Raw genomic sequence first — 15,344 nt, 5'->3', positions numbered from 1 at the left:
TTCTTTCTCTTCAACAGAGGGAGGAGCGGACCGAGGGAGTTGCAGACTCAGACTCGTTCGATGACGGTGGCTATACCCATGCCGCCGCCGATGCACAGCGTGATCAAGCCGTAGCGTCCGCCGGTACGTTCGAGTTCGTCGAGCACGGTGCCGACCAGCATGGCTCCGGTAGCGCCGAGTGGGTGGCCCATCGCGATGGCCCCGCCGTTGACGTTGGTCTTCTCGTGCGGGATCTTCAGATCCTTCATCCACTTCATGACTACGGAGGCGAAGGCCTCGTTGAGTTCGAAGACATCGATGTCGGCCACCGTCAGTCCGGCCCGCTTCAGAGCGAGTTCGGTGGCCGAGGTCGGTCCGGTCAGCATGATCGTCGGTTCACTACCGGTTTGGGCGGTGGCCACGACGCGGCCGCGTGGCGTCAGGCCGCCGCGCTTACCCGCGGCTTCGCTGCCGACGAGCACCAGTGCGGCACCGTCGACGATGCCCGAAGAGTTACCGCCGGTGTGGATGTGGTCGATCTTTTCTATGTTGACGTACTTCTGCAGCGCAACCTCGTCGAAACCGGTTGTAGCCGCGAGTTTTTCGAACGCCGGCGTGAGCATTCCCAGACTCTCGACGGTACTTCCCGGACGGCGATGCTCGTCGTGATCGAGCAGGACGACCCCGTTGAAGTCCCGGACCGGAACCACGGATTTGGAGAAATAGCCTGCGTTCCAAGCATTTTCCGCGCGCTCTTGTGACTGCGCGGCGTAACCGTCGATGTCCTCGCGGGTGAAACCTTCGACGGTGGCGATGAGGTCGGCGCCGATTCCCTGCGGGGCGATGTACAGGTCGTATGCGGTCGCCGGGTCGGTGAAGATGGCGCCGCCGTCGCTGCCCATCGGGACGCGCGACATCGACTCGACGCCGCCGGCGATCACCAGGTCGTCCCAGCCGGATGCAACTTTCTGCGCCGCCAGGTTTGTGGCCTCGAGACCTGACGCACAGAAGCGGTTGACCTGCGTGCCTGGCACCGAATCCGGCAATCCCGCGAGCAGGGCCGCGGTGCGCGCGATGACTGCACCCTGCTCGCCCACCGGGGAGACGACGCCCAGTATTACGTCGTCGATTTCTGCGGGATCCATTGCAGTAAAACGGGTTCCGAGTTCCTGGATCAGCCCGACCACAAGGTCGACGGGCTTGACACTGTTCAATGAGCCTTTTCGCAGCTTGCCTCTCGGCGTGCGAATGGCCTCGTAGATAAATGCTTGTTCACTCACAGGGATTCCTTTTGGTCATGACGTCCTTGGGTGCGGCCGGAAAAGAGTGCAGGGTCGCCGGCCGCAGTGGCGGGGAGGGCCTGCGATGGCGATTGCGGCGGAGAAAGCGACGACCCCGGGTGGCGTGGGGATTGACGGGGCGACACCGGAGGTCAGCCGGCGAGGTGGAACGGGGATCAGGAAAAGGACAATTCCTACGTGTGGCCACATCCTGGCGGCCGAAGACGTCGAGGTCCTCGTCACCGTCGCGCGATGAATGAATCCGGGGATTGGTCGTCAGCGCGGCCAGGGCGAGGAGCGACTTCTCTCCCGGCAGTTCAATGTCGACTTCGGGATCAAACAGATCAGCGGCGTCGAGCGCACGGGTTGTTCATGGGCTCGATCACGGGCAAATAGGTGTTCTGCCGCCGCAGCATGCTCGGCCCGTCCCGCAACAGTGCTGTTCTAGTAGACCGCGAGCCGCCCACCGTCGATCGGGATCACGGCGCCGGTGGTGTAGCTACTGGCATCACTGGCCAGGTGCACGACCATCCCCGTGAGCTCGGCCGGCTTACCGAGCCGCCCGGCCGGCAGGCCGCCGACAACGGCGCTGACAAAGCCTTCGTCCCAGTTCTCGGCCATATCGGTGGCAAACGCGCCCGGCATGAGGCAATTGACCCGCACCGTGGGCGCATACTCCTGCGCGAACGCCTGCGTCAGCACATTGAGGCCGGACTTTGCCGCCGAGTAGGTGGCCTCGGCTGCACTCGGGCGCTGGGACCCGATGCTGGAGATATTGATGATCGAACCGCCGCCGCCGCGGACCATCTGCTCGCCGGCCACCGCCATGAGACGAAACGGCCCCTTGAGATTGACGTCCATAGTTTTGTCGTACAACGCCTCACTCTGCTCGATCAGCGACGGCGAGACGGGTGCGATACCCGCGTTGTTGACGACGACGTCGAGCAGTCCGAGTTCGGCCTCGATACGAGCCAGCGCCGGTCCGATGGCATCCCACTCGCCCACGTGGAGCGGCAGTGCCAACGTCCGCGCTCCGGTCGCCTCCGTGATCTCGCGAGCCGTCGCTTCGCAGGCCTCTGCCTTACGGCTCGACACGACAACGGTCGCGCCCGCCTCGGCCAGCGCCTGGGCGATCGCACGGCCCAGACCTCGAGTGGCTCCGGTGACGAGGGCGATCTTGCCCTCGAGAACGTTCGACATGGTGGATCTCCTCAAGTTTGGTGGGTGGGTTCGGAAGCGACTGTCAGCTGGCGATCCACACGCTCTTGATGTGCGTGAGCTCGTGGACCATCTCCTCGCCGAGGGTCCGACCGTAGCCGGACTGCTTGACGCCGCCGTAGGAAACCGTGGGGTAACCCGCCTGGTAGGTGTTGATCCAGACCGTTCCGACGTCAAGTTGGTCGATCATGCGCTGGCTACGTCCCAGGTCGTTGGTGAAGACCCCGGCGGCCAGTCCGTACTCCACGTCATTGCCGATCCGCAGCGCATCGGCCTCGTCGTCGAAGGGAATGACCGACATGACGGGGCCGAACACCTCTTCCTGGGCGATACGCATCTCGTTGCGGACCTGAGTGAAGATGACGGGCTCGTGGAAGAAACCACCGTCACCGGTCCGGCCGCCGTCCAACGCCACCTCGACGCCCTCGGACTTGGCGAGGTCGACATACCCGGCGACGCGATCGAGCTGCGCCTTCGAGACGAGAGGGCCGAGTGTGGACGTGGGATCGAAGACGTTGCCGACCTTGATGGATCGACTCGCCTCGACTATGGCGGCCACGAACTCATCGTGGATCGAACGCTGTACGAGCACTCGCGAACCGGCAGTGCAGATCTGACCCTGGCCACTCCAGACCGCCGCCGTCGCGGCAACTGCGGTCGCGGCGATGTCGGCGTCCTCGAACACGATGAACGGACTCTTGCCGCCGAGCTCCAACCCGACCGGAGTCAACGTCTTGGCAGCCGCAGTCTGGATCGCCCGACCCGTGTCCGCCGATCCCGTGAAACTGATGAAATCGGTGCCCGGATGCTCGACCAGAGCCGCACCCACGGCCCGGCCGGCGCCCTGAACCACGTTGAAAGCCCCGGCGGGGATACCGGCCTCGAAAGCCAACTCCGCCATGAGCACCGCGCTCATCGGCGTGTTCTCGGCGGCCTTGAGGATCACGGAATTACCCGCAGCGAGGACTGCCGCGGCGAGGGCCACGACGGCGGTCGGACCGTTCCACGGGACGATGAGTACCACCACACCGCGCGGGACCCGCCGGTGTTGCACATTCATACCGGCGGGCACGGGCGGGATCGAGCCGTGGAGCTTCGTCGGCCAGCCGGCAAAGTAGGAGGTCGCGTTGACCCCGAAATCCTCGAGGAAAGCCGTGTACGAGCGCAGCAAGCCGGCGTCGAGAGCGTCCAGATCGCCGAAGATCGTTCGGTTCTCGTCGATCAACTGGGCGAAGCGGTGAAGCCGACGCTCCTTCTCGAGCGGAGCGAGGTTGCGCCACGAACCGTCGCCGAAGGCACGGCGCGAGCTGGCGACGGCACGATCCACATCGGCAGAATTACCGCTCGCAGCCGTGGAGATCGCGATCCCCGTCGAAGGGTCGATGACCGGCATGGTGCCGCCCTCGACCGACTCGACGACGACGCCGTCGATCACATGGCCGAAAAACTTGTCCTTGAGGTAGGCCGCGGTCTGCGGCGCGACGTAAGACAGGGACGGGGAGACTGCGGTGGTCATCAGAATTCCTCTCGAAGGGTCATCAGGTACAGGATTCGGTCAGATTCCACGGGCCGTCAGGACGGCTTCGCGTGCGGCGCGCACGGAGTGGAACGCCGATCGGTCGGTAAGGGCACGTCGAACGTGTCGATGCGCATCGTGCTCCCAGGTGAAGCCGATTCCGCCGTGCAGGTGCACGCTCTTGTCGGCGCAGTCCACATAGGCCGCCGAGGCGGTGACTGCGGCAATGGCAGATGCCTCTGGAGCATGGTCCGGTGACTCGTCGAGCGCCCACACCAGATGAGCAAGCGCCGACTGTGCCTCGTCGACCCGCAAGGCGAGGTCGGCACACTGATGCTTGAGTGACTGGAACGAGCCGATGACCCGCCCGAACTGGACACGACTCTTCAGATACTCGACAGTCATATCCAGACACGCCTGGGCGCCGCCCACCTGGTCAGCGGCCAGAGCCAGCGTGGTCCATTGATCGAGAGTAGCCAGCACGGACGATTCTGCCGAGCCGAGCAGCCGGACCGGCGTCGAGTCGAACGTGACCGCCGCGAACTGACGGGTGACGTCGATACTCTCCTGCGCTTCGCGAGAAAGGTCACCCTCGACCGCGAAGAGTCCGACGTTCTCGCCGACCGGCGCGACGACGAGCAACAGATCGGCGGTCAGACCGTCGAGCACACGAGCCACCGAGCCCGACATCGTCCACGCGCCATCGGGGCCGGTCTCCGTAGCGGTGACGGACAGCAGCGACTCCCCCCACGGGACAACCGTGGCGATTACGTCACCCGACAGCAGACCCGGCAGAAGTTCGCCGCGCGCTGGGGGCGTCGCGAGCAACCGGATCGCCCGCTGCGCACGTACAGCCGAACTTAACAGAGGCAGCGGGCTGAGCGTGCGCCCAGCCTCGACCAGCACCGCCGACATCATCGCCGCGCCGGCACCGAGCCCGCCGTCCTCCTCAGGCTCGAGGATGGCACTTATCCCGAGATCGTGGCAGGCCCGAACCCACACCGCGCGGTCGTAACGGGGGGCATCGTCGTCGTCGAGGACAACGCGGTTCCGATCGAAGAAGTCAGCCGCCACGGCCTGCACGTCACCGACGTCCGAGTCTGCGATGCTGATCATGCGACACCGACATTCTGCGACAGCTCGGCCCGCAGCGACCGCCGCAGCATCTTGCCGGTCTCGTTGAACGGGAGCTCGCCACGCACGTGGAAGGCTGCCGGCACTCGGGTCGAGCGCAAACGCTCGCGCACCCACACCATCAGCTCGGCACCCAGTTCGGGGGCGAGGTCGGTGACCCCGTCAGCAAGCACGATGACGGCCTCGACGCGCTCGCCCCACTCGACGTCCGGCACACCGACAACTGCGGCTGCTTGAACGTGGGGGTGGCTCGTCAACACATCCTCGACCTCCTCGGGCGAGATGTTCTCGCCGCCTCGCACGATGATGTCGTCGGCGCGACCTCGCAGGTAAAGGAACCCGTCGGCGTCCAAATGACCCTGATCACGGGTGGCGTACCAGCCCTCGTCGTCGACGACGGAGTGCGACGTGTACTCGCCGGACACCTGCTCGCCGCGGACGTAGACTTCGCCGATCTCGCCGGCGGCGACCACGGTCCCGTCCTCGCCACGGATCTCCAGCTCGATGCTGGGAACCGGGCGACCCACCGAGCCCAGACGTCGGCGGACTGCCGGGTCTTCGCTCGCCATCGCCTCGCGGTGATCGTCGGGAGCGAGGATCGTCACGGTCGAGCTGGTCTCGGTGAGTCCATAGGCATTGACGAAGTCGACGTGCGGCAGCATCCGCACTGCACGCTCGACAACCTCCACCGGCATCCGGCCGCCGCCGTACGAGAGGTGACGCAGTGCGGGCAGAGTCTCACCGGTGTCCTGGAGAACATCAAGGATGCGACCGAGCATCGTCGGTACGACCATCGCGTGGGTAACGGACTCCTTGCGCGCGGTCGCCACCCAGGACTCGGGCGTGAAACTCGGCAACTGGACGATGCGACGGCCACCGAAGATGGAACCGAGAACCGAACTGATACCGGCGATGTGGTAATTCGGGACCGAAACCATGATGGCTTCCTCGGGTCCGGCATGGCCGAACTCGACGGTCGACATCACGTACGAGAACAGGTGGCGGTGGCGCAGGATCGCGATCTTCGGCGTGCCGGTGGTACCGCTCGTGAACAGCAGCACGGCCGGGGACTCACTGTCCGCAAGATCAGCGTCGCCCGCCGAGCCCGGCTCCCGCACCGCAGCGAGCAGCTCGCCCGTGGAGCGCGCCACGTCGCCCGGACCGAGGCCCACCACGCTCGCGACACCGTCACCTTGGAACACGGCGACCGGATTCAACCGGCCGACGGCTTCGGTCAGGCGATCATCGGACAACCGGTAATTCAGTGGTGCGAAAGGAATCCCGGCGGCCGCGGCGCCGAAGAGTGCGACCGGGAACGCCGCCGTGTTGAGATCGAGCAGCGCCAGGTGCTCGGCACCGTCACGATCGAGGAGCTCGCCTACTGCGAGCGAACGTTCGAGCAACTCCCCGTAGGTGAGGTGCTCATCGCCCGAGGTGACCGCAACGCGCTCCGGACCGAACTCGACCGCCATCGTCAGCAGCATCATGATGCTCATGGCGCCTCAGTCCGATGCGGGTAGCGACTTGGCCGACTTCAGCTCGAGGAGCTCACCGTCGACCGACAACGCCCCGGAGCCCGCGCCGACGCACATGACCTCGAGACCGGATCCGGCATGGGTGTACCGCTTGCCCAACAGAGTGCCACCGTCGAGACCGGCCGCGACGCCGCCGCTCGGCTCGCCCTCGAGCTTCTCGACCACCGGCGCACCGCCGCACGAGAGCGTGACATCTGCCGCGCGAACTATGACCACGGTGGTCGTGCAGACGGCACTCCTGAGTCGCTGACCGACCTTCATGACAGGTTCCTTTCATAAGACTGGACGCCGTCCAGTAAGTTGAGAGCACGTTCGGCCAAGGACACGACGGGACCGCCGCGCTCGGCCATGCGCGGATCAGTCGACTCACCGCGTAACCAGCGCATATAGAGCTGCTGCATGATGATCGCGGTTTTCCAGCAACCCAGAGCCTCGTACCAGAGCAGGTCGTCACGCCCCAGATCCAAGCCGCGTCGCTGCGCGTAGCGCTCGACGATCTCCGCTTTGGTCGGAAGCCCGAGTTGATCGAGTCCCGGGACCGCGATCGCGGCGTCGGCGCCGTCCTCGGGCCAGTAGTTGAGCAGAGTTCCGACATCGGCCAGCGGATCGCCCAGCGTAGCCATGTCCCAGTCGAAGACCGAGGCGACCCGATCGGGGTCGTCGGCGACGAACTGGCAGTTGTCGATCTTGAAATCATTGTGGATGATCGCACCCGAAACACGGTCCGGCAGCAGCTCGCTCAGCCGGGCCCCCACCTCGGTGACAACCTCCTTGCCGTCCTCGGCCACAGCTGACCATCGCTTCAGCCATCCGCCGACCTGACGCTCGAGATAGCCCTCCGGGCGTCCGAGGTCGCCGAGCCCGACCATCTCGGGGTCGACATCGTGGAGGTCGGCCAGCGCCTCCGCGACGGCGAAGCCGATGGCCCGGCCGGCGTCGGAGTGATCGGCCATCGTTGCCGGGATCTCGTTCCAGACCACCACGCCGCTGCGGTACTCAGAGACCAGGAACGGCGCGCCGATCACGTCGACGTCCTCGCACAGAGCGAGCGCGCGGGGTGCGCGGTCGTACTGCGCGTGGAGCTTCGAGAGCACGCGGTACTCGCGCACCATGTCATGAGCGCCGGGGGCAACCTGACCGAGCGGAGGACGACGCACCACGAGGCGGGTCTGGCCGATCGTGACCTGGTAGGTCAGATTGGCCGAGCCACGCGGGAACTGCAGGACCGAGAAGTCACCGTCCAGTCCCTCGACGTGCTCGCGCAGGTACGCCTCCAACCGTGGCCAGTCGAGCTCCTCACCAGCCCGGACCGGAGCGGTCTCGCTCGTGGCCTCACCAGCCCGGACCGGAGCGGTCTCGCTCGTGGCCTCACCACTGGGACTGCCACTGGCACTGGCACTGGCACTCATTCGGCACCGACCATGTCGTCCACCGAGGCGAGACGGTCGGCGAGCTTGAGCTCAGCGGCCTCCCGCAAGGCGATCTTGTGACGCGTAGGGAACAAGCCCGGTGCCGGCTGGACCCCGCGCAGAAGTTGCTTGGCGACCTGCAGCTGATGTAGCTCCGTCGCACCGTCGGCGAGGGCCATGTGGTGGACCTCCGCCGACCATGTGCCCAGGGGCAGTTCGGTCGAGATGCCGAGCGAGCCGTGAAGCTGGATCGCGCGACTCACGACGTCCCCGAGCACCTTCGGCATCGCCGCCTTGACGGCCGAGATGTCGGTGATGACCTTGCGGTAGTCCTGGTACCGGTCGATCTTCCACGCGGTCTGCAGTACCAGTAGGCGGAACTGCTGGTACTGAATCCAGGAGTCGGCGATCATGGTCTTGACGAGCTGACGATCGGCGAGTGTTCCGTCGCCGCTCTTTCGCGACACCGCGCGCTCGAGCATCATGTCGATCGACTCACGCACGAGGCCGACGGTGCGCATCGCATGGTGGATGCGGCCGCCACCGAGGCGGGTCTGCGCGACGGCGAAGCCCTCACCACGGTTGCCGAGGATGTGATCCTTGGGGATCCGCACGTCGTTGTACCGAATGTAGGCGTGTGTGCCCTCGATCTCGTCGTGCCCATAGACCCCGACGTTGCGGACGATCTCGATGCCCGGGGTGTCGGCCGGGACAACGAACATCGAGGCGCGGCGATGACGCTCGTTGTCGGGGTCGGTGACCGCCATGACGATGAAGAAGCTCGAGAACCGCGCGTGCGACGAAAACCACTTCTCGCCCGAGAGGACCCAGCTGTCACCAGCGTCGATCGCACGGGTAACGAATGCCGTCGGGTCGGAACCGCCCTGCGGCTCGGTCATCGAGTAGCAGGAAGCGATCTCGTTCTCGATGAGAGGCTCGAGGTAGCGCTCCTTGAGCTCGGGAGTTCCGTAGTGAGCGAGGATCTCGCCATTACCCGAGTCCGGCGCCTGGTTGCCGAAGACGACGGGACCGGAGTGCGTGTGTCCGAGAACCTCATTCAGCAGCGCGAGCTTGAGCTGGCCGTAGCCGGGTCCACCCAGCTCGGGTCCGAGGTGGCAGGCCCACAACTCACGCTCTCGCACCTTCTCCTGCAGTGGCCGGATGAGGGCGTTGCGCACCGGGTCGTTGACGTCCCACGCGTGCTCGACGAGTTGGTCGACGGGCTCGATCTCGTTCCGCACAAGCTCCTCGGCCCAGTCCAGGTCTTTCTGGTATTCCGGATCGGTCTCGAATCCCCACGTCATGTCGTTCTCCTGGTTGTAGTAGTCGGTGAAGTCATCAACGGCTCAGCACAGTGCAAGCACTGATACCCGGCGCGCCGTACACATGGGTGAATCCGGTCTTCGGGCTGCCAGGGACCTGGCGGTCACCAGCCGCGCCGCGCAGTTGCAGGACCGACTCGAAGACCTGCCGGAGCCCTGTAGCCCCGATCGGTTCGCCGTTGGCGATCACTCCGCCGTCGGTGTTGATCGGTAGCGAGCCGTCGGGGCGCGTCTGGCCGGTGAGGATGAGCTTCTCCTGCTCGCCGTGCGCACAGAGGCCGGTTTCGGCCATGTGCATAATCTCCGCGCCGGACTCGGTGTCCTGGATCTGCGCGACGTCGATGTCCTCCGGTCCGATGCCGGCGGAGGCAAACGCGGCCGCGGAGGCGTCGGCCGTCGGGCCGGACAGCGTCTGGGGGGTCGTCCACGGGCTGAACACCTCGAACGAGCCGAATCGACGCGAGCGAAATTCTGCTGACCGTAGGTAAATGGGATTCGCCGTGTACTGGTGGGCGACCTCACCGCGCGCCAGTACCAGCGCGACGCCGCCCTCACCGGGAGAGCAGAACATGTACTGCGTCAATGGATGGTTGACCATCGGCGCGTCCAGGATCTCCTGCCGCGCCATCGGCTTGCGGCGCCAGGCGTTCGAGTTCTGCGCACCAAGGGCGAACGACTTCTCCGCCACTGCGGCCAGAGTCTCGCTTCCGATGTCGTACTGCTCCATGTAGCGCACGATTTTCTGGGCGAAGAACTGCGTCGTGACCATCATTCCGGTCTCGCCGTACCAGTCACCGATGCCGAGACTCGACGGCTTGGTCGCGAAAGCGCCCCGCGGGTGCTTGTCGAACCCGACGACCATGCCGAGGTCGTACTGACCCGTCAGCAGGGCACTGCGCGCGGAGATGAGCGCCGAACCGCCGGTACCGCAGCCGTTGTGCACATTGATGAACGGGGCACCCGTCAGACCCAGGTCCGAGACGAGGGAGTCGGCATCGCCGGCGGAATGGCTTCCGCCGTAGGCGAACTGGATGTCCGACCACTGCACTCCGGCGTCGGCGAGGGCCTGGCGCGCGGCGAAGGCTCCCTGGGCGCGCCCGCTCACTCCTTCGGTCCGGCCGAACGGATGTATGCCGATGCCGATAATGGCCACGTCGCTGCTCATGAAGCATCCTCTCGGGGGGCGAAGGCAAACGTCAGGACCGGCTGGTCGTCGTTCATGAATGCAGTGATGGTCACGAGCCGCACAGCCATGCCGAGTGACAGAGCGTCCGGGTCGTTGACGGTCAGTCGCGACTCGACGCACACGTCGCCGAGGTCGACGTAACCGACGCCGTACGGTTCGAAGGGCTGCACGCACCGGAACGGGGGCTTGGGCTCGAAGTACTGCACGGTGTACGACCACAATGTCCCGGTGGTCGGCAACGCAATACGTTCCATCGCCTCGCCGCCGCAGCGTGGGCATCCGCTCTGATAGGGGAACGTCGTCGTCGCACACTCCGGGCACCGGGCACCGGCGAGTTGAACCGCGTCACCCGCAGCCGGGTCTGTGACCAGCGCCGGATCGACCCACGTAATGGTCTCGGTCATGCTTTCCCCTTCTCTTCCTGGCCAGTGACAGGACGCCACTGCGACAAGGTGACAGGACGCCACTGCGGCAAGGTCACACCGCCGATCCGCTCGAACCACGCCTCCATCGGCTGGCCGATCTCGAGACCCGGCCGACCGTCGATCCGGCTGAGCAGACGCACGCCGTCGGTCTCGTCGACATCGACGAGGACGACGGTGTACGGAACGGGGTAGGCCGGGTGGACCTGGTGCTCGACGACGGTCCAGCTGTGCAGCGTCCCGGTGGTCGCCACCGTGCGCCACTCGCGCGAGAAGGCCCCGCACCTCGGACAGTTCTCCCGCGGCAGATGCAGGTCCGCGCGGCACTCGCTACACACGCGGATCGCCAGCTCGCCGCGAGCCGCGGCGGCGAAGAAGCCACCGGTATCGACGTCGTCGGTCACCGGGATCAGCGGCGATACGTTCGGATCGATCATCGGTCGGCTCCCAGGACGAGTGCGCTGGCGCCGGGGGGCGGCGCGGACGTGACGAAGCTGAGCTCGGCACCCTCGACCTGGTTCGTCGAGGTGCCGCGGATCTGCCGCACACCTTCCACGACGTGGTTCATGCCGTGGATGTAGCCCTCGGACAGGTGGCCGCCGCTGGTGTTGAGCGGCAGGACTCCCCCGACCGAGAGGTCGGCCTGCGAGAGATGGGCAGCCCGGCCGCGATCCACGAAGCCATAGTCTTCGAGCTGGATGAGTGCGGTGATGCTGAAGCAGTCGTAGATCTGCGCGACATCGATGTCGCCCGGCGAGATGCCGGCACGCCCGAAGACGGTCGGCGCTGTGGCCGCCGAGGGCCAGGAGGTGATCGACGGACGCAGCAGGGCCGGGAACATCTGGCCGGGCTGCACGCCACGACCGGTGCCCTGGGCGACCGCGAGAACCGGCACGGCGGTGCCAGCCAGGTCGCGGGCGCGCTCGGTCGAGGTGACGACCACGGCGGCCGCGCCATCGGTCTCGAGGCAGAAGTCGAACAGCCGCAACGGATCCGAGAGCATCCGCGAGGCGAGGTAGTCGTCGCGCGTCATCGGGCGGGAGTGGAACTGAGCGTCCGGGTTCCGGTTGGCGTGGGCGCGGCAGGCCAGCGCGATCGAACCGAGCCCATACGCGAGTTCGTCGATCGAGAGGCCATTCTCATGGGCGTACCGGCGGGCGACGACCGCGAAGAACTGGCCCGGGGTCTGCATGCCGTAGGGCAGGAAGAACTCGTCGTAACTGCCGTCGCCACCGGTCGCGCCGCGCTCGCCGACCAGCCCGTACCGGTTTCCGGAGCGACCGTTGAGCGAGCGGAAGACGACAACAGTTTTCGCCAGTCCCGTGCTGACCGCGGCGATTGCCTGACCAACCATGGCCGCGGGTCCCGAGCCACCCGGCCCGGCCTCGCCCCAGTAAGTCAGGTCGGCGACGCCGAGGGAGTCGGCCAGCGCCGGCGCCGAGACCAAGTCCATATCGCACCGCACGATGCCGTCGACCTCACGCGGGTCGATGCCGGCGTCGGCCAAGGCGGACCGGCTCGCCTGCGCCGCGAGGGTCAGGGGAGATCGGCCGGAGGTCTTCGAGTAGTCGGTGGTGCCGATGCCGACGATCGAGCAGGCCCCGGGCTTCCAGGACCTGTCAGCCATGATCGGCTCCGACCGTGGCCGTCTCGTCGTGCTCACCCAACCGTGGGGGGCGACCCGGCGCGGTCTCGAACGACGAAAAGCGATACGGCAGACCGGGATAGAGGACGGACTCACCTTCCGTGGTGGGTAGGTCCACGAAGAATCCACGCTCCTGCAGATGCACGTCGTGCGGCAGGTCCTCGAAGGCATTGAGCCGACCGATGGGCAGGCCTCGACGCTGACCCTCGTGGTACACGGTGTCGGCGTCCTGGACGAGGAAGAAGACCTCGATGAGTTCCTGGACGTGGCTGAACTCCTGCTGCCGAAAGGCGATGTCCTGGTAGTCGGGATCGGTCAGGTCTGCGGCCATACCGAGGTCGGCCATCCACGTCAGCAGGCTCGACCAAGCCTTCTGCTCGGCGAGGATTAGGGCGAAGTAGACGTAGTTCCCGTCGCCGCACTCGAAGAGGGCAGGCTGGGTGGGCTCGGGTTGGGCATGGCGACATGTCTGCCGTTGGACGACGGCCTTCGGGTAGAACCAGTACGGGTTGGCAAGCTCGCCGCTGACGGCGTTGGACTCGTGGACCGACACGTCAACCAGCTGACCCCGGCCCGTGGTTTGACGTTCGATCAGCGCGAGCAGCAGTGCGCACCAGCTGAAGCTGGCTCCGAGCTGGAACCCCTGGTTGCCGCCGGGGCGGATCGGCGGGATGGAGTGGTCGTCGTAGCCGCAGCTGTTGAGCAGGCCGCCTGCGGCCAGTGCGACGAGGTCGCTCGTCCGGTAGTCCTGCCAGGGTCCGGTCAGACCGAACGGGGTCACCGAGACGACGATGAGGTCGGGTCGCTGTTCGAGCAGGTCGTCGAGGTCGATCCCGAGCGCGAGCAACCAGGCGCGGTCCTCGAGGATGAGGATCTGGGCCTCGGTCAGCAGCGCGTCGAACCGCTCGCGGTCCTGGTCGGAGTCCGCGGCGAGGACGCGGCTGGACTTGCTGGAGTTGTAAGCCCAGAACTCCAGGCTGTGGTCGGGATCGACCTGGCCGTGGGCGTACGGGCCGATGTGGCGGCTGGCGACGCCACCGGGCGGCTCGACCTTGACGACGTGGGCGCCCAAGTCGGCGATGAACTTTCCGGTCTGCTCACCTGCCGGACTCTGCGCGAGCTCGACGACGGTGAGGTTGCGGACCGGGCTGGATCCGTTGAGCACGTCTGCTGTCGCCATCAGATGACTCCTTCTGCTGATAGCTGCGCCAGGGCGTCGGGATCGCGCCCCAACAGCTGGCCGAATACGAAGTCGTTGTCCTCGCCGAGCAGCGGGGCCGAACGCCAGTGATCGGGCTGGGATGTGGACAGTTGGCCCGGGAACCCCTCGAACAGAGCGGGGCCGATGACCGGGTGGTCCATCTCGAAGAAGGTGCCCCGGGCCGCGATCTGAGGATCGCGCTCGGCCAGGTCCTGGGAGTTCTGCACCGCGCCGGCGGCAATACCCGCAGCCTGGAGCCTCGCCATGAGGTCGTGCTTGTCGTGCTCGCGAGTCCAGACGGATACGTGCTTGTCGAGTTCGTCGTGGTGAGTGACGCGGCCGGTCGCGGTCGCGAATCGCGCGTCGGCAGCCCAATCCGGATCCCCCATCGCGCCCCGGAGAGACTTCCAGTGGTCGTCGGAAAAGACCGTGATCGCGATCCACTGGTCGTTGCCGGCGGCCGGGTAGACACCGTGCGGCGCGGCCGACGGATGCTCCAGGCGGTTGCCGCGTGGATAGTCTGGCCGGCGACTCGGTCGGTCGTTCACGAGGGTGTCGAGCAGGTCGGAGCCGAGTAGCCCGATGCCGGCCTCGACGGCCGAGACGTCGACCTCGGTCCCTTGACCGGTCAGCATGCGCTGGTAGATCGCAAACAGGAGACCTGCTGAGTTGTAGTAGGCAGCCTGGTTGTCCATGTACGACAGACCCCAGCCGGACGGTTCACGTCCCGGCAGGCCGCTGTTGAACGACAACCCGCTCACGGCTTGCACGACGGGACCGTAGCTGCGGTAGTGAGCCTGGGGACCAGAGTGTCCGTAACCGCTCATGCGAGCGAAGATGACGTCGTCGCGGATGGACCGGAGTGCAGGGTAAGTGAGGTTCCAGCGCTCCATGACGCCCGGTGCGAAGTTCTCGGTAACGATGCCGCAGTGGTCGATCAGGTCGAGCACGAGTTCGCGTCCGCGCGGGTCCGACATGTCGACCGTGATCCCGAGCTTGTTGCGGGAGTAGTTGTTGAACAGGCCGCCCTTGTTCGGGTCCGGGTTCGGGTCCTCGTCACCGTACGACCGGACCTCGCCCTTGTAGATCGGGAGGCGGCGGGGGGTGTCGAGTCGCTTGCGGTTCTCGATCTTGATGACGTCGGCGCCGAAGTCGGCCAGGAGCCGGGTCGCGACCGCACCGACACCCATCCAACAGAAGTCGGCGATCTTGACTCCCGCCAGCGGTCCCGTTCGAGGCCGGGGGCTTCGGGATGGGTCGCCATCAGCCTCGACCGACCGATCGGGCACTGCGTTGGTCCACGTGTTCTGCGTCACTCCTGCAGGGTATTCATCATGATGAACTAAGTCAAGAGGTCGCCAACAGACCCGTAGCGCAGACCGGCTGAACCCCGACAGTCGAACCCGAAACATCATGACCATTAATGCCGTATCCGGCGACACACCAGCACGATTTCGATACCGATATCCGTGAATCCTCCAGAGGACGGTGTCAGAC

At 66.0% G+C, this 15,344-nt stretch carries 14 protein-coding genes; all 14 read right to left on the bottom strand.

The window, feature by feature from the left end; translation table 11 throughout:
- Positions 1 to 47 precede the first annotated feature (47 nt).
- On the bottom strand, positions 48 to 1,259 hold the full coding sequence (locus tag ACVZUB_RS32965; RefSeq protein ID WP_482628713.1) for an acetyl-CoA C-acetyltransferase: 1,212 nt from the start codon (positions 1,257 to 1,259) through the stop codon (positions 48 to 50).
- 444 nt (positions 1,260 to 1,703) lie between these two features.
- Positions 1,704 to 2,459, bottom strand: coding sequence for an SDR family NAD(P)-dependent oxidoreductase (locus ACVZUB_RS32960; RefSeq protein WP_482628712.1), 756 nt, complete (start codon positions 2,457 to 2,459; stop codon positions 1,704 to 1,706).
- Between the two features lie 43 nt (positions 2,460 to 2,502).
- A complete protein-coding gene (locus ACVZUB_RS32955; protein ID WP_482628711.1) occupies positions 2,503 to 3,993 on the bottom strand; it encodes an aldehyde dehydrogenase family protein in 1,491 nt (496 codons plus the stop codon).
- A 39-nt stretch (positions 3,994 to 4,032) separates the two neighbouring features.
- Positions 4,033 to 5,109 carry an acyl-CoA dehydrogenase family protein gene (locus ACVZUB_RS32950; protein WP_482628710.1) on the bottom strand — a complete coding sequence of 359 codons (1,077 nt, stop codon included), beginning with the start codon at positions 5,107 to 5,109 and terminating at the stop codon, positions 4,033 to 4,035.
- On the bottom strand, positions 5,106 to 6,623 hold the full coding sequence (locus ACVZUB_RS32945; RefSeq protein WP_482628709.1) for a class I adenylate-forming enzyme family protein: 1,518 nt from the start codon (positions 6,621 to 6,623) through the stop codon (positions 5,106 to 5,108). Before ACVZUB_RS32945 ends, ACVZUB_RS32950 begins: the two co-directional genes overlap by 4 nt.
- Positions 6,624 to 6,629: 6 nt before the next feature.
- Positions 6,630 to 6,923 (bottom strand): hypothetical protein, encoded by a 294-nt coding sequence (locus ACVZUB_RS32940; RefSeq protein ID WP_482628708.1) that lies wholly within the window; start codon positions 6,921 to 6,923, stop codon positions 6,630 to 6,632.
- On the bottom strand, positions 6,920 to 8,071 hold the full coding sequence (locus tag ACVZUB_RS32935) for a phosphotransferase family protein (protein ID WP_482628707.1): 1,152 nt from the start codon (positions 8,069 to 8,071) through the stop codon (positions 6,920 to 6,922). The genes ACVZUB_RS32940 and ACVZUB_RS32935 overlap by 4 nt, the downstream gene beginning before the upstream one ends.
- Complete coding sequence (locus tag ACVZUB_RS32930; RefSeq protein ID WP_482628706.1) at positions 8,068 to 9,375, bottom strand: acyl-CoA dehydrogenase family protein; 1,308 nt, start codon at positions 9,373 to 9,375, stop codon at positions 8,068 to 8,070. The genes ACVZUB_RS32935 and ACVZUB_RS32930 overlap by 4 nt, the downstream gene beginning before the upstream one ends.
- 34 nt (positions 9,376 to 9,409) lie before the next feature.
- Positions 9,410 to 10,558, bottom strand: a complete 1,149-nt coding sequence (locus ACVZUB_RS32925; protein WP_482628705.1) for a thiolase family protein — start codon at positions 10,556 to 10,558, stop codon at positions 9,410 to 9,412.
- Complete coding sequence (locus ACVZUB_RS32920) at positions 10,555 to 10,983, bottom strand: Zn-ribbon domain-containing OB-fold protein (protein WP_482628704.1); 429 nt, start codon at positions 10,981 to 10,983, stop codon at positions 10,555 to 10,557. Before ACVZUB_RS32920 ends, ACVZUB_RS32925 begins: the two co-directional genes overlap by 4 nt.
- Positions 10,980 to 11,438 (bottom strand): Zn-ribbon domain-containing OB-fold protein, encoded by a 459-nt coding sequence (locus tag ACVZUB_RS32915; protein ID WP_482628703.1) that lies wholly within the window; start codon positions 11,436 to 11,438, stop codon positions 10,980 to 10,982. The genes ACVZUB_RS32920 and ACVZUB_RS32915 overlap by 4 nt, the downstream gene beginning before the upstream one ends.
- Entirely contained in the window at positions 11,435 to 12,628 is a 1,194-nt protein-coding gene (locus ACVZUB_RS32910) for a thiolase C-terminal domain-containing protein (RefSeq protein WP_482628702.1), read from the bottom strand. Before ACVZUB_RS32910 ends, ACVZUB_RS32915 begins: the two co-directional genes overlap by 4 nt.
- Positions 12,621 to 13,826 carry a CaiB/BaiF CoA transferase family protein gene (locus ACVZUB_RS32905; RefSeq protein ID WP_482628701.1) on the bottom strand — a complete coding sequence of 402 codons (1,206 nt, stop codon included), beginning with the start codon at positions 13,824 to 13,826 and terminating at the stop codon, positions 12,621 to 12,623. Before ACVZUB_RS32905 ends, ACVZUB_RS32910 begins: the two co-directional genes overlap by 8 nt.
- Positions 13,826 to 15,163, bottom strand: coding sequence for a CaiB/BaiF CoA transferase family protein (locus ACVZUB_RS32900; protein ID WP_482628700.1), 1,338 nt, complete (start codon positions 15,161 to 15,163; stop codon positions 13,826 to 13,828). Before ACVZUB_RS32900 ends, ACVZUB_RS32905 begins: the two co-directional genes overlap by 1 nt.
- Positions 15,164 to 15,344: the final 181 nt, after the last annotated feature.

This window comes from Rhodococcus sp. OS5 (genome assembly GCF_056837585.1).
The sequence above is the reverse complement of the archived record's forward strand: the minus strand, read 5'-3'. Positions and strand labels throughout refer to the sequence as shown.